Source organism: Marinimicrobium agarilyticum DSM 16975 (assembly GCF_000423345.1).
GTDB lineage: Bacteria > Pseudomonadota > Gammaproteobacteria > Pseudomonadales > Cellvibrionaceae > Marinimicrobium > Marinimicrobium agarilyticum.
This window is the reverse complement of the sequence record NZ_AUHU01000003.1, coordinates 528,463-543,832: the sequence shown is the minus strand read 5'-3', so window position 1 is coordinate 543,832 and position 15,370 is coordinate 528,463. Positions and strand designations below refer to the sequence as shown.

General features: G+C 59.1%; 14 protein-coding genes. All 14 read right to left on the bottom strand.

Features of this window, described 5'->3' with window-relative positions:
- Positions 1 to 47: 47 nt before the first annotated feature.
- From G547_RS0102340 to tagH, 14 genes are read right to left on the bottom strand one after another with little or no spacing between them, the layout of a single operon-like run.
- Entirely contained in the window at positions 48 to 239 is a 192-nt protein-coding gene (locus G547_RS0102340) for a hypothetical protein (RefSeq protein ID WP_027328459.1), read from the bottom strand.
- 11 nt (positions 240 to 250) lie between these two features.
- Positions 251 to 1,216: an AgmX/PglI C-terminal domain-containing protein gene (locus G547_RS19755; RefSeq protein ID WP_051234636.1), complete on the bottom strand. Its 966-nt coding sequence runs from the start codon at positions 1,214 to 1,216 to the stop codon at positions 251 to 253.
- A gap of 2 nt (positions 1,217 to 1,218) precedes the next feature.
- Positions 1,219 to 1,737: an ExbD/TolR family protein gene (locus G547_RS19750; protein WP_051234634.1), complete on the bottom strand. Its 519-nt coding sequence runs from the start codon at positions 1,735 to 1,737 to the stop codon at positions 1,219 to 1,221.
- A complete protein-coding gene (locus G547_RS0102325; RefSeq protein WP_027328458.1) occupies positions 1,734 to 2,243 on the bottom strand; it encodes an ExbD/TolR family protein in 510 nt (169 codons plus the stop codon). Before G547_RS0102325 ends, G547_RS19750 begins: the two co-directional genes overlap by 4 nt.
- Before the next feature lie 4 nt (positions 2,244 to 2,247).
- Complete coding sequence (locus G547_RS0102320) at positions 2,248 to 2,865, bottom strand: MotA/TolQ/ExbB proton channel family protein (RefSeq protein ID WP_027328457.1); 618 nt, start codon at positions 2,863 to 2,865, stop codon at positions 2,248 to 2,250.
- A gap of 13 nt (positions 2,866 to 2,878) precedes the next feature.
- Entirely contained in the window at positions 2,879 to 3,067 is a 189-nt protein-coding gene (locus G547_RS0102315) for a hypothetical protein (RefSeq protein ID WP_027328456.1), read from the bottom strand.
- Positions 3,068 to 3,077: 10 nt separating this feature from the next.
- Positions 3,078 to 5,627, bottom strand: a complete 2,550-nt coding sequence (locus G547_RS19745) for a bifunctional serine/threonine-protein kinase/formylglycine-generating enzyme family protein (RefSeq protein ID WP_051234632.1) — start codon at positions 5,625 to 5,627, stop codon at positions 3,078 to 3,080.
- Positions 5,628 to 5,636: 9 nt separating this feature from the next.
- Positions 5,637 to 6,455 carry a PP2C family protein-serine/threonine phosphatase gene (locus G547_RS19740; protein ID WP_051234631.1) on the bottom strand — a complete coding sequence of 273 codons (819 nt, stop codon included), beginning with the start codon at positions 6,453 to 6,455 and terminating at the stop codon, positions 5,637 to 5,639.
- Positions 6,445 to 7,182 (bottom strand): type VI secretion system-associated protein TagF, encoded by a 738-nt coding sequence (gene tagF / locus G547_RS0102300; protein ID WP_027328455.1) that lies wholly within the window; start codon positions 7,180 to 7,182, stop codon positions 6,445 to 6,447. Before tagF ends, G547_RS19740 begins: the two co-directional genes overlap by 11 nt.
- On the bottom strand, positions 7,182 to 10,718 hold the full coding sequence (gene tssM / locus G547_RS0102295; protein WP_027328454.1) for a type VI secretion system membrane subunit TssM: 3,537 nt from the start codon (positions 10,716 to 10,718) through the stop codon (positions 7,182 to 7,184). The genes tagF and tssM overlap by 1 nt, the downstream gene beginning before the upstream one ends.
- Before the next feature lie 26 nt (positions 10,719 to 10,744).
- A complete protein-coding gene (icmH, locus tag G547_RS0102290; protein ID WP_027328453.1) occupies positions 10,745 to 11,617 on the bottom strand; it encodes a type IVB secretion system protein IcmH/DotU in 873 nt (290 codons plus the stop codon).
- 26 nt (positions 11,618 to 11,643) lie between these two features.
- A complete protein-coding gene (gene tssK, locus G547_RS0102285) occupies positions 11,644 to 12,978 on the bottom strand; it encodes a type VI secretion system baseplate subunit TssK (RefSeq protein WP_027328452.1) in 1,335 nt (444 codons plus the stop codon).
- 19 nt (positions 12,979 to 12,997) lie between these two features.
- Positions 12,998 to 13,489, bottom strand: a complete 492-nt coding sequence (gene tssJ / locus G547_RS0102280) for a type VI secretion system lipoprotein TssJ (RefSeq protein WP_051234629.1) — start codon at positions 13,487 to 13,489, stop codon at positions 12,998 to 13,000.
- A gap of 32 nt (positions 13,490 to 13,521) precedes the next feature.
- Positions 13,522 to 15,069: a type VI secretion system-associated FHA domain protein TagH gene (gene tagH / locus G547_RS0102275; RefSeq protein WP_027328450.1), complete on the bottom strand. Its 1,548-nt coding sequence runs from the start codon at positions 15,067 to 15,069 to the stop codon at positions 13,522 to 13,524.
- Positions 15,070 to 15,370 lie beyond the last annotated feature (301 nt).

The following is a 15,370-nucleotide window of genomic DNA, read 5'->3' as shown; positions in this document are numbered from 1 at the left end:
AGTGGAAAGCGACTCAACCCTGCTATCCGTTCGAGATAATATCCAATTCAAATGGCACGAACAACCGCACATTCAAATTTAAAGTGGTTTTTTCCCACTTCGAGAAAAGCGTCACTTAAAGACGAAAAAATCTCAGTTTTAATGTGAACCAGTTCAATCTTTTTACCGCCTAATAAACCATCAAACAATGCTTGTGACGCCACTATCGATTTGGCGGCGTCAAACTCCGCCGCGCTCATCCGAACCAATGCTACGACGGCAAAAATTCAATGGGGTAGATGATCGTGATGGTTTCCGCCTGCTTCTGCTCAAACTGGAACTGCAATATCCGCGCCCGTATCCGCTGCTCCAGAGAAGGAGAGTCGAGTTCGCTTGAAACAATCTCCACCGCTGTCACTTGCCCAGAGGGCGAAATGGTCACCTCAACCACCAACCTGCCCTGTAGTCCGGGCGTACTTCTTCGAGCACGATTGTAGAGCGAATAGAGCATGCCTTTGTTCCGGTCGAACACCAGGCTCACCTCTTCGTCGGTTCGTCCGGTATTGGCGAAACCTTCTCGGGTCCGTTCTGCCTGACCATCGGCCGTCGACTCCATCGATTCGGGCGCCTGCACTTTGGCGATTTCACGCCTTGCCAGTGCATTCCCGTCGACGCTCACCGTGTTGGCATCCACGTTGGACGCCCGGGTGCGGCCACTGGCCGATGCCAGATCGCCATCCCCATAGCCGGCCGCGCTCGAGCCCACACTGGCTCCACCGCTGCTTTCCGTGCCAAGCATCGTGTCCACCCCAGAGGTATCCATCAGTCCGTCCAGTTTATCGCCCATAGCCAGAAGACCCGATTGCTCCGCCTCCTCGCGGGCAGCTTTCTGCGCTTCGGTCACGGGTTCCCGGTTTTCCTGTGGCGGTCTTTCCCGCTCGACCAATGGCTCCGGCTCCACCACAGGGAGCGGTTTGGGCTTACGTTCAGGTTTGGGAGCCGGCTCCGGTGGTGGTTTGGGTTGTTCCACCATAAAACGAGCGACGCGCTCGGGGATATCCGCCCGTGTCGCTCGTTCCGGCTCAGGCACATCCACCAGGGATAGAGTGACCGCGACCACGAAAGCCACGATCAGACAGGCCCAGAGCCAACGTTGGTAGCCGGTGTTCCGATTTCCTCCAGGCTGCCACTGGGTGACCAGGGCACCGTAGTCGAGTGTGTCAGTCGTTGGGGACATAATCAGGGCTCGGCTCCCTCAGCATTCTCGGATAACGGACTGTCGGACACCTGGCTTGCCGCAAAAGCAATGCGTTCGAACTTCAGCGTCCGACTGGTTTCAATCACCCGTCTGACAACCGCATAGGGCACCGATCGATCAGCCACCACCGTCAGGGTGTTATCGGGGGAGGCCGCCAACGACTGCCGGTATTGCAATGCCCGCTCCAGAGGCGCCAAAACCGCTGGAGCGCCCGAGCTGGAATCGATATCGGCGGTGGCCATAACACGCTCACCCTGAAGCAGAATGTCATCGGGCGTAATGATGACCCGAAGCGTCTGCTCGGGGGCATTCTCGGCGGTGGACTCCGGCAACGTCAGCACTTTCTGGCTCGGAATATCGCTCTCACTGGAGGCGTTCACCAATAGGAAGAAAACGAGAATCGTGAAAATATCCATCAGAGACACCAGATTGAGGCCGGGAACTTTCCGCAGGCCCTGGCGCCGCTGTATACGGCGCGCTCTTCGGCTTAAGGACTTCATGCATTCCCTCCCTGCTCATCGGGTGCATCGCCCAGAGAGATATCCGGAAAGAGCTCGACCCGCTCCAGCGTACCCAGTTGTACCTGTTCCGCGCTCCGCACCCGGTCCATCAGTTGGATCATCATGTCATAGGACACCGAGGGGGACAGGAGCAGGGCAATACCGGTCTCCTCGGGAAAGCGTGTTTTCAACTCCAACAACAGCTCCCTCAACCGGGACCATTGCCTGGAATCATCCGTGCGCTCAATCTGCTGGATCAGACCCAGGTTGGCATCTCGCAGGGCGAGGTAGGAATCCTGGACAATGAGCTGTAATTGAAGATCTACCGGTTCCTGCTCGGCCGAGGCGTCACCGTCCAAAGCGGGAAGGTTCAGCTCCAGCACCGTCATGCGCGAAAAGACCGCAGTGATCAACAGAAACGGAACCAGTATTACCATCAGGTTCATGAACGCGGTGATATTCAGCTCGGCGGCTTCAACGCTCTGGCGCTTGCGGCGCATTCGCATTGCCTTACTCCCGCACCATCAGGTTCAAGCACTTGACCGCAGAGGTTTCAATGCTGTCAACAACGCGGCTCGCCTTGGTCGCAAGATAGGAGTGAAACAGTAACAGCGGAATCGCCGCACAAAGCCCGAACGCCGTCGTGTTCATTGCCACCGAAATACTCGCCGAGAGCATTTCCGCCTTATCCGCAGGGTTCGCTTCCGCCACGGCGGTAAAGGCCTGAATAAGCCCGACGATGGTCCCCAGCAGACCGAGCAGTGTGGCAACATTCGCCAGCGTTGCCAGGTAATGGGTGCGCTCTTCCACCTCCGGCACGACTTCCATGACACCTTCTTCCATCGCAGACTCCACCAGGTCCCGTTTCGGCGAACCCTTAAAGCGGGAGAAGCCATAGCTCAAGACTCGACCCAGCGGGTCTTTCAGATCAGTCAGTGACTGGGAGGCCCGCTCGAAGTCCTGCGCTTTGAGCATCGGAGCCAGCTTCTGCCAGACCCGATTGACCGACTTCTGGGTGCGGGTCAGGTAAAAGAACCGGTCCAACACGATCGCCAGACCGACGGCCATGATAAAAAGGATGGCCCACATAAACGGCCCCCCCACCTGAAAAAATCGAATGAAGTCCATACTCTGCCCTCAATTAATTGGATTTTCGTAAAGTGATCAAATCGGTTGGCGTTTCGCTTTGCGGCGCCACGCCATTGACATTCGCATCAATATGAACGAGCAACTGCCGCCGGCGAAGCCGGTAATCCGCCGTCGACAGTTGATGGTTGTTGTACTCGTCCACCAACTGATGGATGCGTTGCACGGTGTTTTCTGTGTTCATAACTCGAGCCCTATTCGAGATTCAGTTCCCGCACCAAACGAAAGCCGGTATGGGCGTCCGCCTGGCCGGAGTGCGCGGTTTCACGACCCAGAGTGCACTCGTCCATGGGGGTATCGTAGGAGCCCCCCACCGCCATTGCTTGGCCACCGGCATAGACCCATTCCCGGGCGTTTCCGAGATGATTGACCAATCCCCAACGATTCTGTTGACCGACTCCGGCCCGCGCCAGGGACCCACCCCGCTGAATGCCGCGAGACTCAAATCGGCAATTGCGGTTGGGATCCGCAGGGGAACCATTCGCACTGGCGGCGTGACGCCACTCTTCTTTTGTGGGCAGCCGGTACTGATAGCCCGTCTTTTCCGTCAGCCAACTCGCATATCGCTCCACCTGTTCAAAGCTGACGCCGGTGACCGGCCATTGTTCGCCGTGGCGTGTCAGCGGCTCACAACCGGTGGCGCGACAAAAGTGGTTGTAATCCGCGACGTTTACTTCTTCCTGCCCGATCGCATAAGGCGGTCGGCCGCCGAACCCGGGGATCACTACCAACGTCGGCCCCGTTCCCACACCGGCGATGGCATCGCGACAGCTCGCCCTGGGGCCGCGATTGCCCGCACCCGCCAGCGACGGGTCGCAAGGGTCTTTGGGCTCGATGGCGATGCCCGCGATCTGGGCGCTGCGGGGGAACAGCTGCATTGCCTGTTGTTTGAACACCATCGCCCGATCGGGGAAGGTCGAACCAATGGTTTCAATGCAGCTGGCCAGATTGCTGACAATGCGACTTTCCTGTTTGCGATAGCGACCCGCATCGAGTTCGCGTAACTTTCGGATCGCGATGGTAAGGTCTTCCATGTTCAGCTGTTGTCGGCAGGCCAACTGTCGATCGACCGTGGCCAGGGCCGTATCAAATGCGTGATTGATTTTTACCTGTTGGGCGCGCTTCTGTTGTTGCTCCACGGCGAGCGCCTGGGCGGCTTCCCGTGCCTGTGCCTGACGACGCTCCTCTTCTTTGGCCCGCTCAATCGCCTCGGCCACCTGTTGCTCCAGCGCCTGCAGTGCCGCAACATCATCGGTGTAACGATGGGCATTGGCCAACAACCGCTGAGCCACTTCAAAATCATCGTCGGCCAAACGCTCACCGATTTGGTCCAGGTACTTCTGGTAAACGGTCGACCGCTGGGTCTCCATCCAGACGTCGGAGTCACCCAATGTTTCTCGAAGGTCTCGGTAGCTTTGCCAGAGATTATCCTCCCACCGGGGGGTAAACGTGGCGTTCGCCAAGAGTGCCAACAGGGATTCCCTTTGCATTTCCAGGCGCAACTGCTGCTCGATCTCCGAGCGTACCTCCTGCTCTGAAAACTGGGGCATCCATTCCGCGCGGTACTGGTAGGCGGCGGCTGCCATCGAGGTCAGCACCACCAATGCCCCGACGGCGTACTTGAGCGTCGCTACCCGCTTGTGAGTGAAGGCCTTCCAGAAATCCGACACCGAGGCCATCCGGTCTTCCCGCCGAAACGCGAGGCAACTCTCGATGGCCCGCCACTGGTACCGGTTCAAACCGGGTATACGCTTGGCTCGCAATTTCTGACGGGCCGCATCATCGGCGTGAACACGGTTGAACGGATGTTCCCCGGAGAATATTTCGTAGGCAATGCAGCCCAGTGCATAAATGTCATCCCGCCGATCCGGGGGCGAGCCTTCCAACATTTCAAGACTGGCATAGGCCGGCGTCAACGCACCGAGGTTACCCGCGTCGAAGACGGTCTTGTCTTCCAGGTTATCGTCCGTGCGTTCAGCTTTGGCGACCGCTCGTGCAATCCCGAAGTCAAACACCTTGGGTACACCGCGGTGGGTCACAAAAATATTGCCGGGCTTGAGGTCAGCGTGAACGATGTTCTCGGCATGGGCATACTCGAGCGCGGAGCAGATTCCCTCAAGGACTTTGAGACAATCCTCCTTCGGCAGCCCCACGCCCCGGTACTGGGAGAGCAGCTTGTCCAGCGGTTTGCCGTCGAGAAACTCCATGGTCATGAAAACCATGTCACCGTCGCGGTCAAAATCGTGCACATTCACAATATTGGGATGGGCAATACGCTGGGTCTTGCGCGACTCCCGCTGCAGGGCAATAAATGCTTCGGGGTGGGATTTGAACTCGTCACTCAGAACCTTGATCGCCACATAGGGATCGCGATCCTGGGCTTCCACTTTCAATCGGTCCTTGGCCTTGTAGACCACCCCCATGCCGCCGGCACCGAGCACATCCTGCAGCATGAACCGGTTTTTCAGCAGTCCGTGTGGCGCCTCCGGGGACGCTTTCTTTCTGGAGCGGGCGCCTTCTTTTCTGGGTGCCACAACGGTAGGCGAATGGGGATTGACCAGAGTGGCGTCGCCGGGGCCCCGTTGTTGCCGGCGCGCCGGCGAGACATACCGGGTCGCGTCAGCACCGGGCTCGCTCTTCTCGGGGGTGAGCTTTGCTTTTGGGGGAGCAAATACGGTCTCATCCTTCCGGGGCGAAGGCTTCTTGGGTGACACTCGTGTTTTCGGATCCTTTTGATCACTCATGGCGTTCCATCAACTCGCGTTGCTGTCCTCTAGCACTTGATCCCGACCAGCAGCGGTTACCCGGCCGGGTTCTCCTTTAATAACGACGACGGATATGTTGTCGGGCGCACCGGCCGCCATGGCCGCCTCCATCAGTGCGTCCACACACGCTTGCGGGTCGCGCCGGTCGAGAATCTCGGCAATACTGTCCGGCTCGACAACGCCGTGCAGGCCGTCGCTGCACAGTAGGTAAAGGTCTCCCACCTGAACGTCAAACAGGCGCAGATCCAGATACAGTCGATCCTCCACACCGACTGCCCGGGTAATGACGTTGCTGCACTGGTGCCCCCGGGCTTCATCGCGACTGATGAGTCCCATTTGCACCATGTCTTCCACCTGACTGTGGTCGCGAGTCAGTTGCTTCAGTTGGTGTCGTCGGTAGCGATACAGGCGTGAATCACCAGCCCAGAAGCAGACGCCGATACGGCCGCGGATCAGCAGGTCCACAAGCGTGCTGCCCATGGTCGCGCCATCGAGGTGCGTCAAGGCGTAGTGCTGCAGATCCCGGTTGACGCCAAGAACGCAGTCCTCGACGCAGTCCACAGCATCGGCAAGGTGTTCGGGAACACTCAGGCTCTCCAGGGCCTCGACGATTTTCTGGCTCGCCAGGTCGCCCACCTCGTGCCCGCCCATGCCGTCCGCGACCGCCCAATGGTCACAGTCAGTACGGGCCAACAGGGCGTCTTCATTCAACTTGCGCACGGCGCCTTCGTGAGTCGCCGAGCAGGCCCGCCACCGGATCGGACGGCGGTAGGTGGTATCCGGCTCCGACAGGGCTCTAGATTCCATGCTCCCCTCCTCGACGATCGTACGGCTGCTCCCATTGCCAGTCCCGCCACTGACCGGTATACATCGCGGCCACGCTGGCCACGGGGGGCAGACCATTGGCGGTGGCGACGCAGGGCTCCACCCGGTCCGACCCACGGGTCGACCAGATGCTGTAACTCGGTGCTGCAGACGTCAGCGCGGCGTCCAACAGGTACGGATAAACCGAGCCGGGGCTGTCTTCTTCATCCTGCATGGCGACCACTCGCTGACCGCCTCCCGGCGCCGGACGCGCCTGGGTGTAGGCGGACGAAGTGGCCAATGGGACCTGCTGAACGCGTGCCGCCATCTCTTCGAGCACCAGTTGCCCATCGAGCGCCGCCAGGGCGATCTCTTCCATGGTTTCAAACCAGTCATCGTTGTCGGTCAGCATTACCGTGGCGGGCACTTGCGCAGCGGCACAGCTGAGAATCGTAAAGGGGAAGTAGCGCCCCACCCGGTCAACACTCGGCAGGGAAATACCCGCCCACAAATGCCCGTCAATCACGCCGGGGGAAAGTGCGAAACGCCAGATGGGACTGGTCAGGTAAACGTCCAGCCAGTGTTCCCCCAACTGTTCCTGGGTGGCGCCGACCACGGCCTGTAACCAGTCGTCCCAGACGTTGATACAGTGAGTCGACAAGCCCCGGTGAATAAAGTCCCCGTGCGCCGGCAATTTGCCAAAAAAACCCGTGGAGGCATTCCTCAACATTACAGCACCTCCGGGCAGCGATACTGACGCAGCGGGTTATTGTTAAACAGGTTGTCGACACTACGGGTTTTGACCTCATAGACCATTTCGTCGCGACGCTCAGCACTGACAACCGCGAAGGTCAGGTGAAACACGTCGGCGCGGGGCGTCTTGTCGACATCCGCTTCATCCAGTGCCCGCAACCAGGCCCAGGGGCCCGTGTAGGTGCGATCTCGCCGACCACCATTGAGGCCTTCAAACTGGAGCCGCAAGCGATTCTCGGCACGGTTGCCGGACCATTCCACCGAGCGCCAGAATTTCGGCCCGTGGTTGTAGCTGAGCACTTCCCCGCCCATATCCGCCGAGAAGCGGGCGTTCTCTTTACTCAACAGACGCGGTTTGAATTCCAGGGTCAAGCTGGGCGTGGCTTCTCCGTCCTGGAACATCACCTCGGTAATTTCCATCCCCTGGCGCAATCGTGTCAGAGCCGATGGGGAGAGACCAAGGCTGTAGCCATCGACGGAGCGGTTGGACCATTGCCCACGCGTGTTGACGAACGGAGCCACGTATTGCTCGAAGAACCGCTGGTGCATGCCGCCCGGTTTGAAGAACTCACTAAAGTCATACAGTGACATTTCGGCATCGGCGCCGGCGACCAGCGGATAACGGCCGGCGGCCATGCGTTGATAGGGTTGGTAAACCTGTATCTGCCACTCTTTGGTCACGTGGGACCGGGCGGAAATCAGGATCACCCGCCAGGTTTCCTGGGACAACGTCGTTAACCATTGCTCCAGGGGTTGAGGCAGGTTGCGAGCGTAACCGCGCAAACTCGTCGCCGGGTTTCCCGCACCAGCAGCAAACCGTTCACGGGCAATTTCAAAGGCCCGCTGGTCCGGGTTCGGAGCCATGCGGATGTCCTGCAAAAAGTCGCTCAGCTTTCTCAGCTCATCCAACACCACATGAATGGGTGCCTGACCACTGTCACCGCCCATCAGCCGGTGAATTTCACTGAAGTGCTTGTCAACGCGCGTCGAGTCCATGGTGGAGGCAATCAGGTCGGTCGCCATATCCGCGCGCCGACTGCGACCGGCGCCCCCCACTGCCTCTTTCATTTTCGGATTGGTCAATCGCGTCTGCTGAGCGCTGACCTGAAGCACACTGTAGAGCGGAGAGTACAAGGGGTCCGCCGCCCGGGCCAGAACGTCGCTACCCTGGTTCAGGCTGCTGAAGGGTTTCACTTCCAGCGACTGCAGCGCGTGACTCCAGGCCCGGATGTAGTCGTCCAGGTACAGTGCGGTCACCCGCTCGCTCAACTCACCGAGATCCTCTTCACTCAACTCTTGGGCAGACTCGTCCAGACTGGCGAAAATCCAGCGATCATTGACCAGCTCACGAAGCACCGGCGAGCGACTCGAAAGATCGATGGTCTTGTAACCTTCGCGGGTAAACATCCAGGGAATCTGGCTGGCTTCACGTAGCGCCGGGCCGTGTTCGAAAACCGTGGTCAACTGATCGCCGTACTGCGCGCGCAGATCAACCGGACGTTGATACTCGGGCTTGTCCTGGATGCGGTTGTAAACCCGTTGCGCCACCGGCACCTGTAGCAGGCGCTGAGCCGTTCGGCGACTCAGGCTTTGATTCAGCGGCTGATTGTTCAGATCCAGCGCAAGCAGATCAGCCAGGTGCTGCTTCAATTGTGCCTGTTCATTGCCCGCCAACGCAGGGTTTCGCTCCCAGTGCCCGGCAAACCAGTTGATCACCCGCTCGGGCTCCAAGCGTTCAACATCGCCAAACATCTGATACACCCGAAAGTGATTGTAGAGCGCCAGGTCTTCATCGGTATCGAGCAGAGCCGTTTCCAGCTCGCGCAACAGCGCCTGGGAGAAAGGCCCTCGCAGGTACTGGTGATAGGCCGCGTCCGCGCGCTCATCAATGCGTCCATCGTAAAGGCCAACACCACTGAGCCAAGGGTGCGCCTCCTGATCGTAGACACTGCTGGCTTGTGCCAGGGCCGTAAGAGGTGCCAGAGTAGCGCGTGCCCCTCCACGCCAGTGATCGGGTTGAGAGGCGGCTTCGAAGTCGCTCAGGTGGCCGCGGACATCTTCCATATAACCGGCATGGCGACCAACGCTGCCGGTCCATACCGTGAGCAGCCCTACCACGGAGGCTGCGAGCGCACCGTAAGCGGTCCGGCGCCCCCAGCGCCGCCAGCGCTCGTAGCGCGGATTGGTACCCACCAATTCTGATTCTGGAAAAATCACATCCTGGAACAGGCGCCCCAAAAAGAAACTCTTCCCGCGGTTGAGTCCCGTTTCCATCGCTTCACGCGCAAACCCGAACTGCGCGGAGACAGCGCTCATCAGACGGTCAATCGGCGTGCCGTCCTGGGTGCCACTGGAGAAGTACACGCCGCGCAAAAACGGCTGGTAACGATAGCGGTTCGCCGCAAAGGTCTGCTGCACAAAGGACTGGGCCAGCGCATTCACCTGCTCCACCTGTTTGGGGAACTGCTCAATGGCGCTGCGCCGGGCCCCATCACGTTCCTGGTGCATGCGCCACAGCACCCGATCGTACAGGCGGGCCTCCAGGTTCTGCAGCTCCCGACCAATGTACTCAAAATCCGGGGCCTCATCCGGCTGGCTGGCCCTGGGCAGGGTCAACCCCCATACCTGGTCCCGCTCTTCCTTTCCCAGATCTTCGAAAAACTCATTGAAGCCGGAAATCAGATCAGCCTTGGTGAACATCAGGTACACCGGGAACCGGACTTCCAGCTTGGCCATCAGCTCATCGATCCGGGTGCGAATCGTGCGGGCGTGACGCAGACGCTCTTCTTCCGTCTGGGTCAACAGGTCCTGCACACTGACCGACACAATGACGCCGTTGATCGGGCGGCGACGGCGGTGTTTTTTCAACAGAGCCAGAAACCCTTCCCAGGCTGAACTGTCCACCACCCGGTGGCTGTCCTGGGTAGTGTAACGACCGGCCGTATCCACCAGCACGGCGTCATTGGTAAACCACCAGTCACAGTTGCGCGTGCCTCCGATGCCCTGCAGTGCTCCCTTGCCGAACTTGTCCGCCAGCGGGAACTCCAGCCCGGAATTCACCAGAGCGGTGGTTTTGCCCGCACCGGGCGGGCCCACAATGATGTACCAGGGCAGCTCATAGAGGGCCCGATTTTTATTCGCGGCACCCCGAAAGCGACGCTGACGCAAGGTGCTGAGCGCGTCGGTAAATCGCTGCTGAATCTGGTGCACTTCATCGCTGGCCTGGCTGCCCGCATAATCCTGAGCGCCGGCCTGATGACTATCCTTGATGTCGTCCACCAGGGCACTGTTCTGTTTACGGTCTTGCCACTGAAGCCTGAGGTTGTTCAGCCCCCACAGCACCAGCAATACCAGGATGGCCAGCAGCCGCGCGGTGCTTCCGCCCAGAGGCGCCACATTATCTTCACCAAATTTGATGTAAGGGCCGCCAAACCAGATCAATAGCGACAGCAGCAGCACGCCCAATAGAGAGATGGTAACCGGGTGGCTAAAAAAAGCTTTTATGCGTTTCATAAGTGCGTGGGTTCCCTTTTTCGCCCCTACAAAGCGTTCGGACTGGAAGACTCAATGGATTCGTTGACGCTTTGCAACTGCTCCACCACAGGAGAAGAACTGGTGTACAACCAATAGCGAAAGCCCGAATAGGTCAGCACCAACACCAATGCGACCATCGCGGCCCAGACCCATAAAGGAATGGCTTCAGTCAAGGTCGAGCGGGTCCGCCCCAATCCTTCCCATGAGGGCGACAGCGAACGTTCGTGCTCACCCCGGTAGCGGCGGATCGTGCGATAAACATCGTCTTTGATCTGCTCGAGCACATCCCGGCCCCGGTGGGCCAGCCGATAGCGCCCCTCAAAACCCAGACTCAAGCACAGATACATCAGCTCCAGCATATCGAGGTTTTGCGACGGCGCCTGATTCATACGATCGAGAATCTGGAAAAACTTCTCGCCGCCGGAGGTCTCGTTGTGAAAGGCGCTGAGCAAGGTGCGTTGCGCCCAGGGGCTGTCACTGCCCCAGGGCGTATTGAGAACGGCTTCGTCCAATACCGAGCAGAGGATATAGCGAGCCGCCAACACCGTTTCGGGGGGAAGGCCCTGCTCACGCGCCTTCGCTTCGAACTGGCGAATTTCCTGGGTCAGTTGCCGATAGAGCCCCGCGACGTCGGGATGACGGGCAGACTGCCGCACTTTGCTATGGACTGCCAACAATGTATCCGCCGCGCTCACCAAAGGGTTTAGCCCGCGACTGGGAAGTAACGCTTGCGCAGCGACGGGTTCACGTGGCGGTGGCGCTATGGGCTCGGCCGGCCGCGGTGGTGGTTCCACCCGGGCGCCCGGAGAGGGCTTCATGCGCGTGCGGTCACCACCCGGCTTGGGCTGGCGAAATACCGTTTTATCGGGGGAATCCATAAGCGCTCCTCAGTCCTTTCCCGGCATTATTGCCGAATGGCCCAAAATTCCATTTCCAACCCGGGGAAATCCCCACCCACATGCAAAGCAAACCCGCCGGACATAGCCATTTCTTTCCAGAAAGCGCTGCGCTTTTCCAGCTCGAAATAGGCGTAACCGGAGCGGTAAGGAATTTGCCGGGGCGCTACAGGCAAAGGCTTGATTTCGATGCCCGGCATGGCGGCATTCACCAGTTGACGAATCCGCTCCACCGGCCCGATCTTGATTTGCGCGGGCAGCCGCGAACGCAAGGTTTCCTCCGCCACATCCGCCCGAACCGCCAACACAAAGGAAGAGGAGTTCAACAGACTGCGATCCGACAACTCCGCGACGCGAATACCATACTTCTTCTCTTCCAACGGCAGCGCGATCGCGGTCTGCTCGTAGACCATCGACAGATAGGTACGCAAAATACCCATCAGGGGCTGGAAGGTTTCCTGGAGTTGGTCGTGCCGATACGGTGCAAAATCCGGCGGGCGTTTGTCTTTGGCCACAAATGTCGACAGCTCGCCAGCCATCAGCAACAACTGTTGAAACAGAATCACCGGATGCAGGTTGCGCACCTGCGCGAGGTGATTGATCAGCGGCTCGACGCGATTGATCATCTGCAGCATCATGTAGTCGGCGATTTCGGCGGTACCGCCCCGACGTGCGTCGGCCAGCCGCCCGGCGATGGCTTCTCCACGGTGATGCAGAAGGCCGCCCAGCTCCGGCAGGAAACCACCCAGTTTAGGCGCGGCTGATACATCCAGGCAGGTGGGCAGGTACTGATCATCCACCAGGACTTTGTGATCGTCTCGGGTTTCCGCGATGCGGATCACGCCAATACAGGCGTAACCGCTCAAGTCCTCGGTTTCCAGCATCAGTCGCAAGCGCAGTTTGCCCACATCCACCGGACGGGTATCCCCGCCGTCTGAGGTGACATCGCGGGCACTGACTTCGGAAACATAGTAACGCGCCAACGCTTGCGTATCATCATCCCGCGACACGTCCACGGCGCCAGCGCGGCGCACCGGAACCGCCAGATACACCAGGGTGTTATGCAGCCCTTCAGGCAACTCCAAAACGGGCGGGGCATCGTCCACTTCCGGAAAGTTGAACGGCGTTCCGTCGGGGAATACCCCCTGCCCCTGAAGCACCGACAGCTTACCGAGATTCAACAGCTGCTGATCCAGCTCCCAGGACTGCAGACCCCAACCGTACGCCCCCAGGGCGCTGCACTTGGCGTCGATATAGCGCTCGACGTAGCGGTCGTACTGCTGGAAATGCTGAGGGTTCAAAAACATTCCCTCTGACCAGATCACCTTGCTGCTGAGTGACATAAAACGTTCCCTATTCCGATTAATTGACGACGGAGAGTTGGTTGCCGGAGATGCGCACTTTCAGCGTGTCGCGAAACACATTGCGCGAGGTGACCGGCACGACGACCTTGTACACCGAATCTTCAAACTGGAAGAACTCCGCCAGGACACCGACATAGCGGGTATTGCTGTCTAATACCAGTTTGTGGGAGCGCACCTCCCCGGGCACGAGCCGCGACAGCTCACGTCGCTGTACCAGAGTGTCGCCGAGAGCGGACTCATCGCGCTCATACAACTCAATAAAGTCGGCCTGGGCAAACGCCTCCTTAGAGTTGAGCTCATACACCCGCAGAAACACCGGGGAGGGGGAGTTCTGCACGTCCGGGTTAATGGCTTTCGCCGCGTCCAACGTCAGCGTCAGGTCCGTTTGCAAATTGAGCATGCCACCCACCTTGCTCTCCCGACTGGAACAGCCGGCCAGCGTCATAGCCACGAGGGCAAGCAGCAGGAAACCACGGTTCAAAATGCGCATAGCGATAATCCTTTTACAGTGTTTTAAAAGCATCAGGAGGAGCGCAACGAGGAAAGGCGTCGCAGCTGATCCTGATACGCCTGAACGAACTCGTCGCCGAAAATCTGCTGAAACGAGCGCTCAATGTTGTCACTCAGCTCCCGGTAGTAATCCTGATACTGCTCCCAGTACCGGGCGCGTCGGACCATTGCCACTGCGCTGCGCTTGCCCTGCTGATCGAAGCGGGACTCGAGACGCTCATGATCGAAGTCGCGCAACATCTGTTCGAACGCACTGCGCATGCCGGCAATCATGGCCAACTGGTGTTCCGCGATCTCCTGAAACCCCTCGCGCACCGCGCTGAGAGGTTCCTTGTAAGCCTGGGACCGGCGAAGAAAAATGTTGTCGAGCGCTTCATCCACGTCTGCGGAGAATTTCAGCGGGTTGTTCTCCACCGGCTGGATGGTGGTGACATTCATCCGGAATTCGTTCTTGATGCTCGCCCGCGAGCGCAAGACCTGCATCATGCCATCCACCACTTCGCGCATCATTTTGCCGATCAACGGCAGCAACTCAGCACGCTCTTCATCCGAAAGACGCTGAACGTCGATCCCCATTGCCGAAAAAAGCGCATCGCTGTCGCTGGCAGACTCGCGCGGTGGCGGCGCCGTTTTCGCTGTCTGGGCGCCGGGACGCGGAATCCGCACGGGGGGAGGTTCCGGTGCCACCGCTTCTTCGGGCTCGAATGGCGGCTCAGGCTCCCGAGATTCCAACGATGATTCGGAACGAGGCGGCTCCGGGTCAACCGGGGAAACCGGAGGGACCGGTGCTTGCGCGGCGGGCTGGTCTTCCAGCCAATCGTCCGCCTCCATCCAGTCGTCCGGTATCAGGTTTTCCGGTTTGGACTCGGGCCAGGCCAAAGCCTCGGCCCCGGGATCTTGAGGCGCCAACGACCTGTCGTCCGGCCCCGGCGGTTCAGCAAACGGCCCCGGGCCCTGAGCCCGACCGGAAAAACCGAGGTCGTCGGAAATCGGCGCTTCCCAGGCTGAGGCGGGCATGTCGCCACCCGCAGGGGGAGCGTTGACGCCATCTAACAGCTGCAGGGGGTCCAGGGAGTCGTGCCCATTCACTGGTGCGGGCTCGGGCATAGCCCCGAACGGGTCGCTCTGAAAGGGGTCGTCAGGAATTGCGGAGGCCGCGCTGGGCAGAGGCTCCTCCACTGTCGCGAACGGCGAACCGGGCGACGCAAAGGGCGTATTTTGTGTACCCGTATCCATCGGCGTGGCGAGCTCTACGGTAAAACAGTAATCCCCCACCTCTATAACATCGCCGTGATTGAGCGCGGCCGATGTTCCTTTGCCCAGGGGCTCCGAGGAGCTGTTCAAAAATGTGCCATTGGTGCTCCAGTCGACAATCTGATAATGACCGCCCTGGTGCACAAACTCGCAATGTCGGCTTGAGAGAATACGCTCCGGATCCGGCAGCATCAGGGTGTTATCCGGGCCGCGACCCAGGGTGCCACCGGCTTCGTCTATTGCGTGAACCGTCTGAGAAGGAGAGGTGCCGTCCGGTGCTTTGGTTATCCTGAGGTGTAGAGTCATCCAAATGTCATCCCGAAAATATCCGTTTTCTTTTAGAGTGATAAATGCGCCAAGCGGAGGCTTTATTGTCGCATCGCCGCGGCTTATGGTCGCATCGCCACTGACTACTGGGCGCAGTGTGCCACAACTCTGTTGCTCGACGGAATTGTACAACAGCTTTTCCCGCAATCGGTAAATAAAAAATTGCACTTGGTCACATTTTTCGACATTGCTTCAAATTTTCATTGGCAATTTCGGTAGAAACGTTTAAGTTTAGCGTCGCCCTGTGGTAGTTTCCCAAATCGCCAAGGCATCAAGAAAA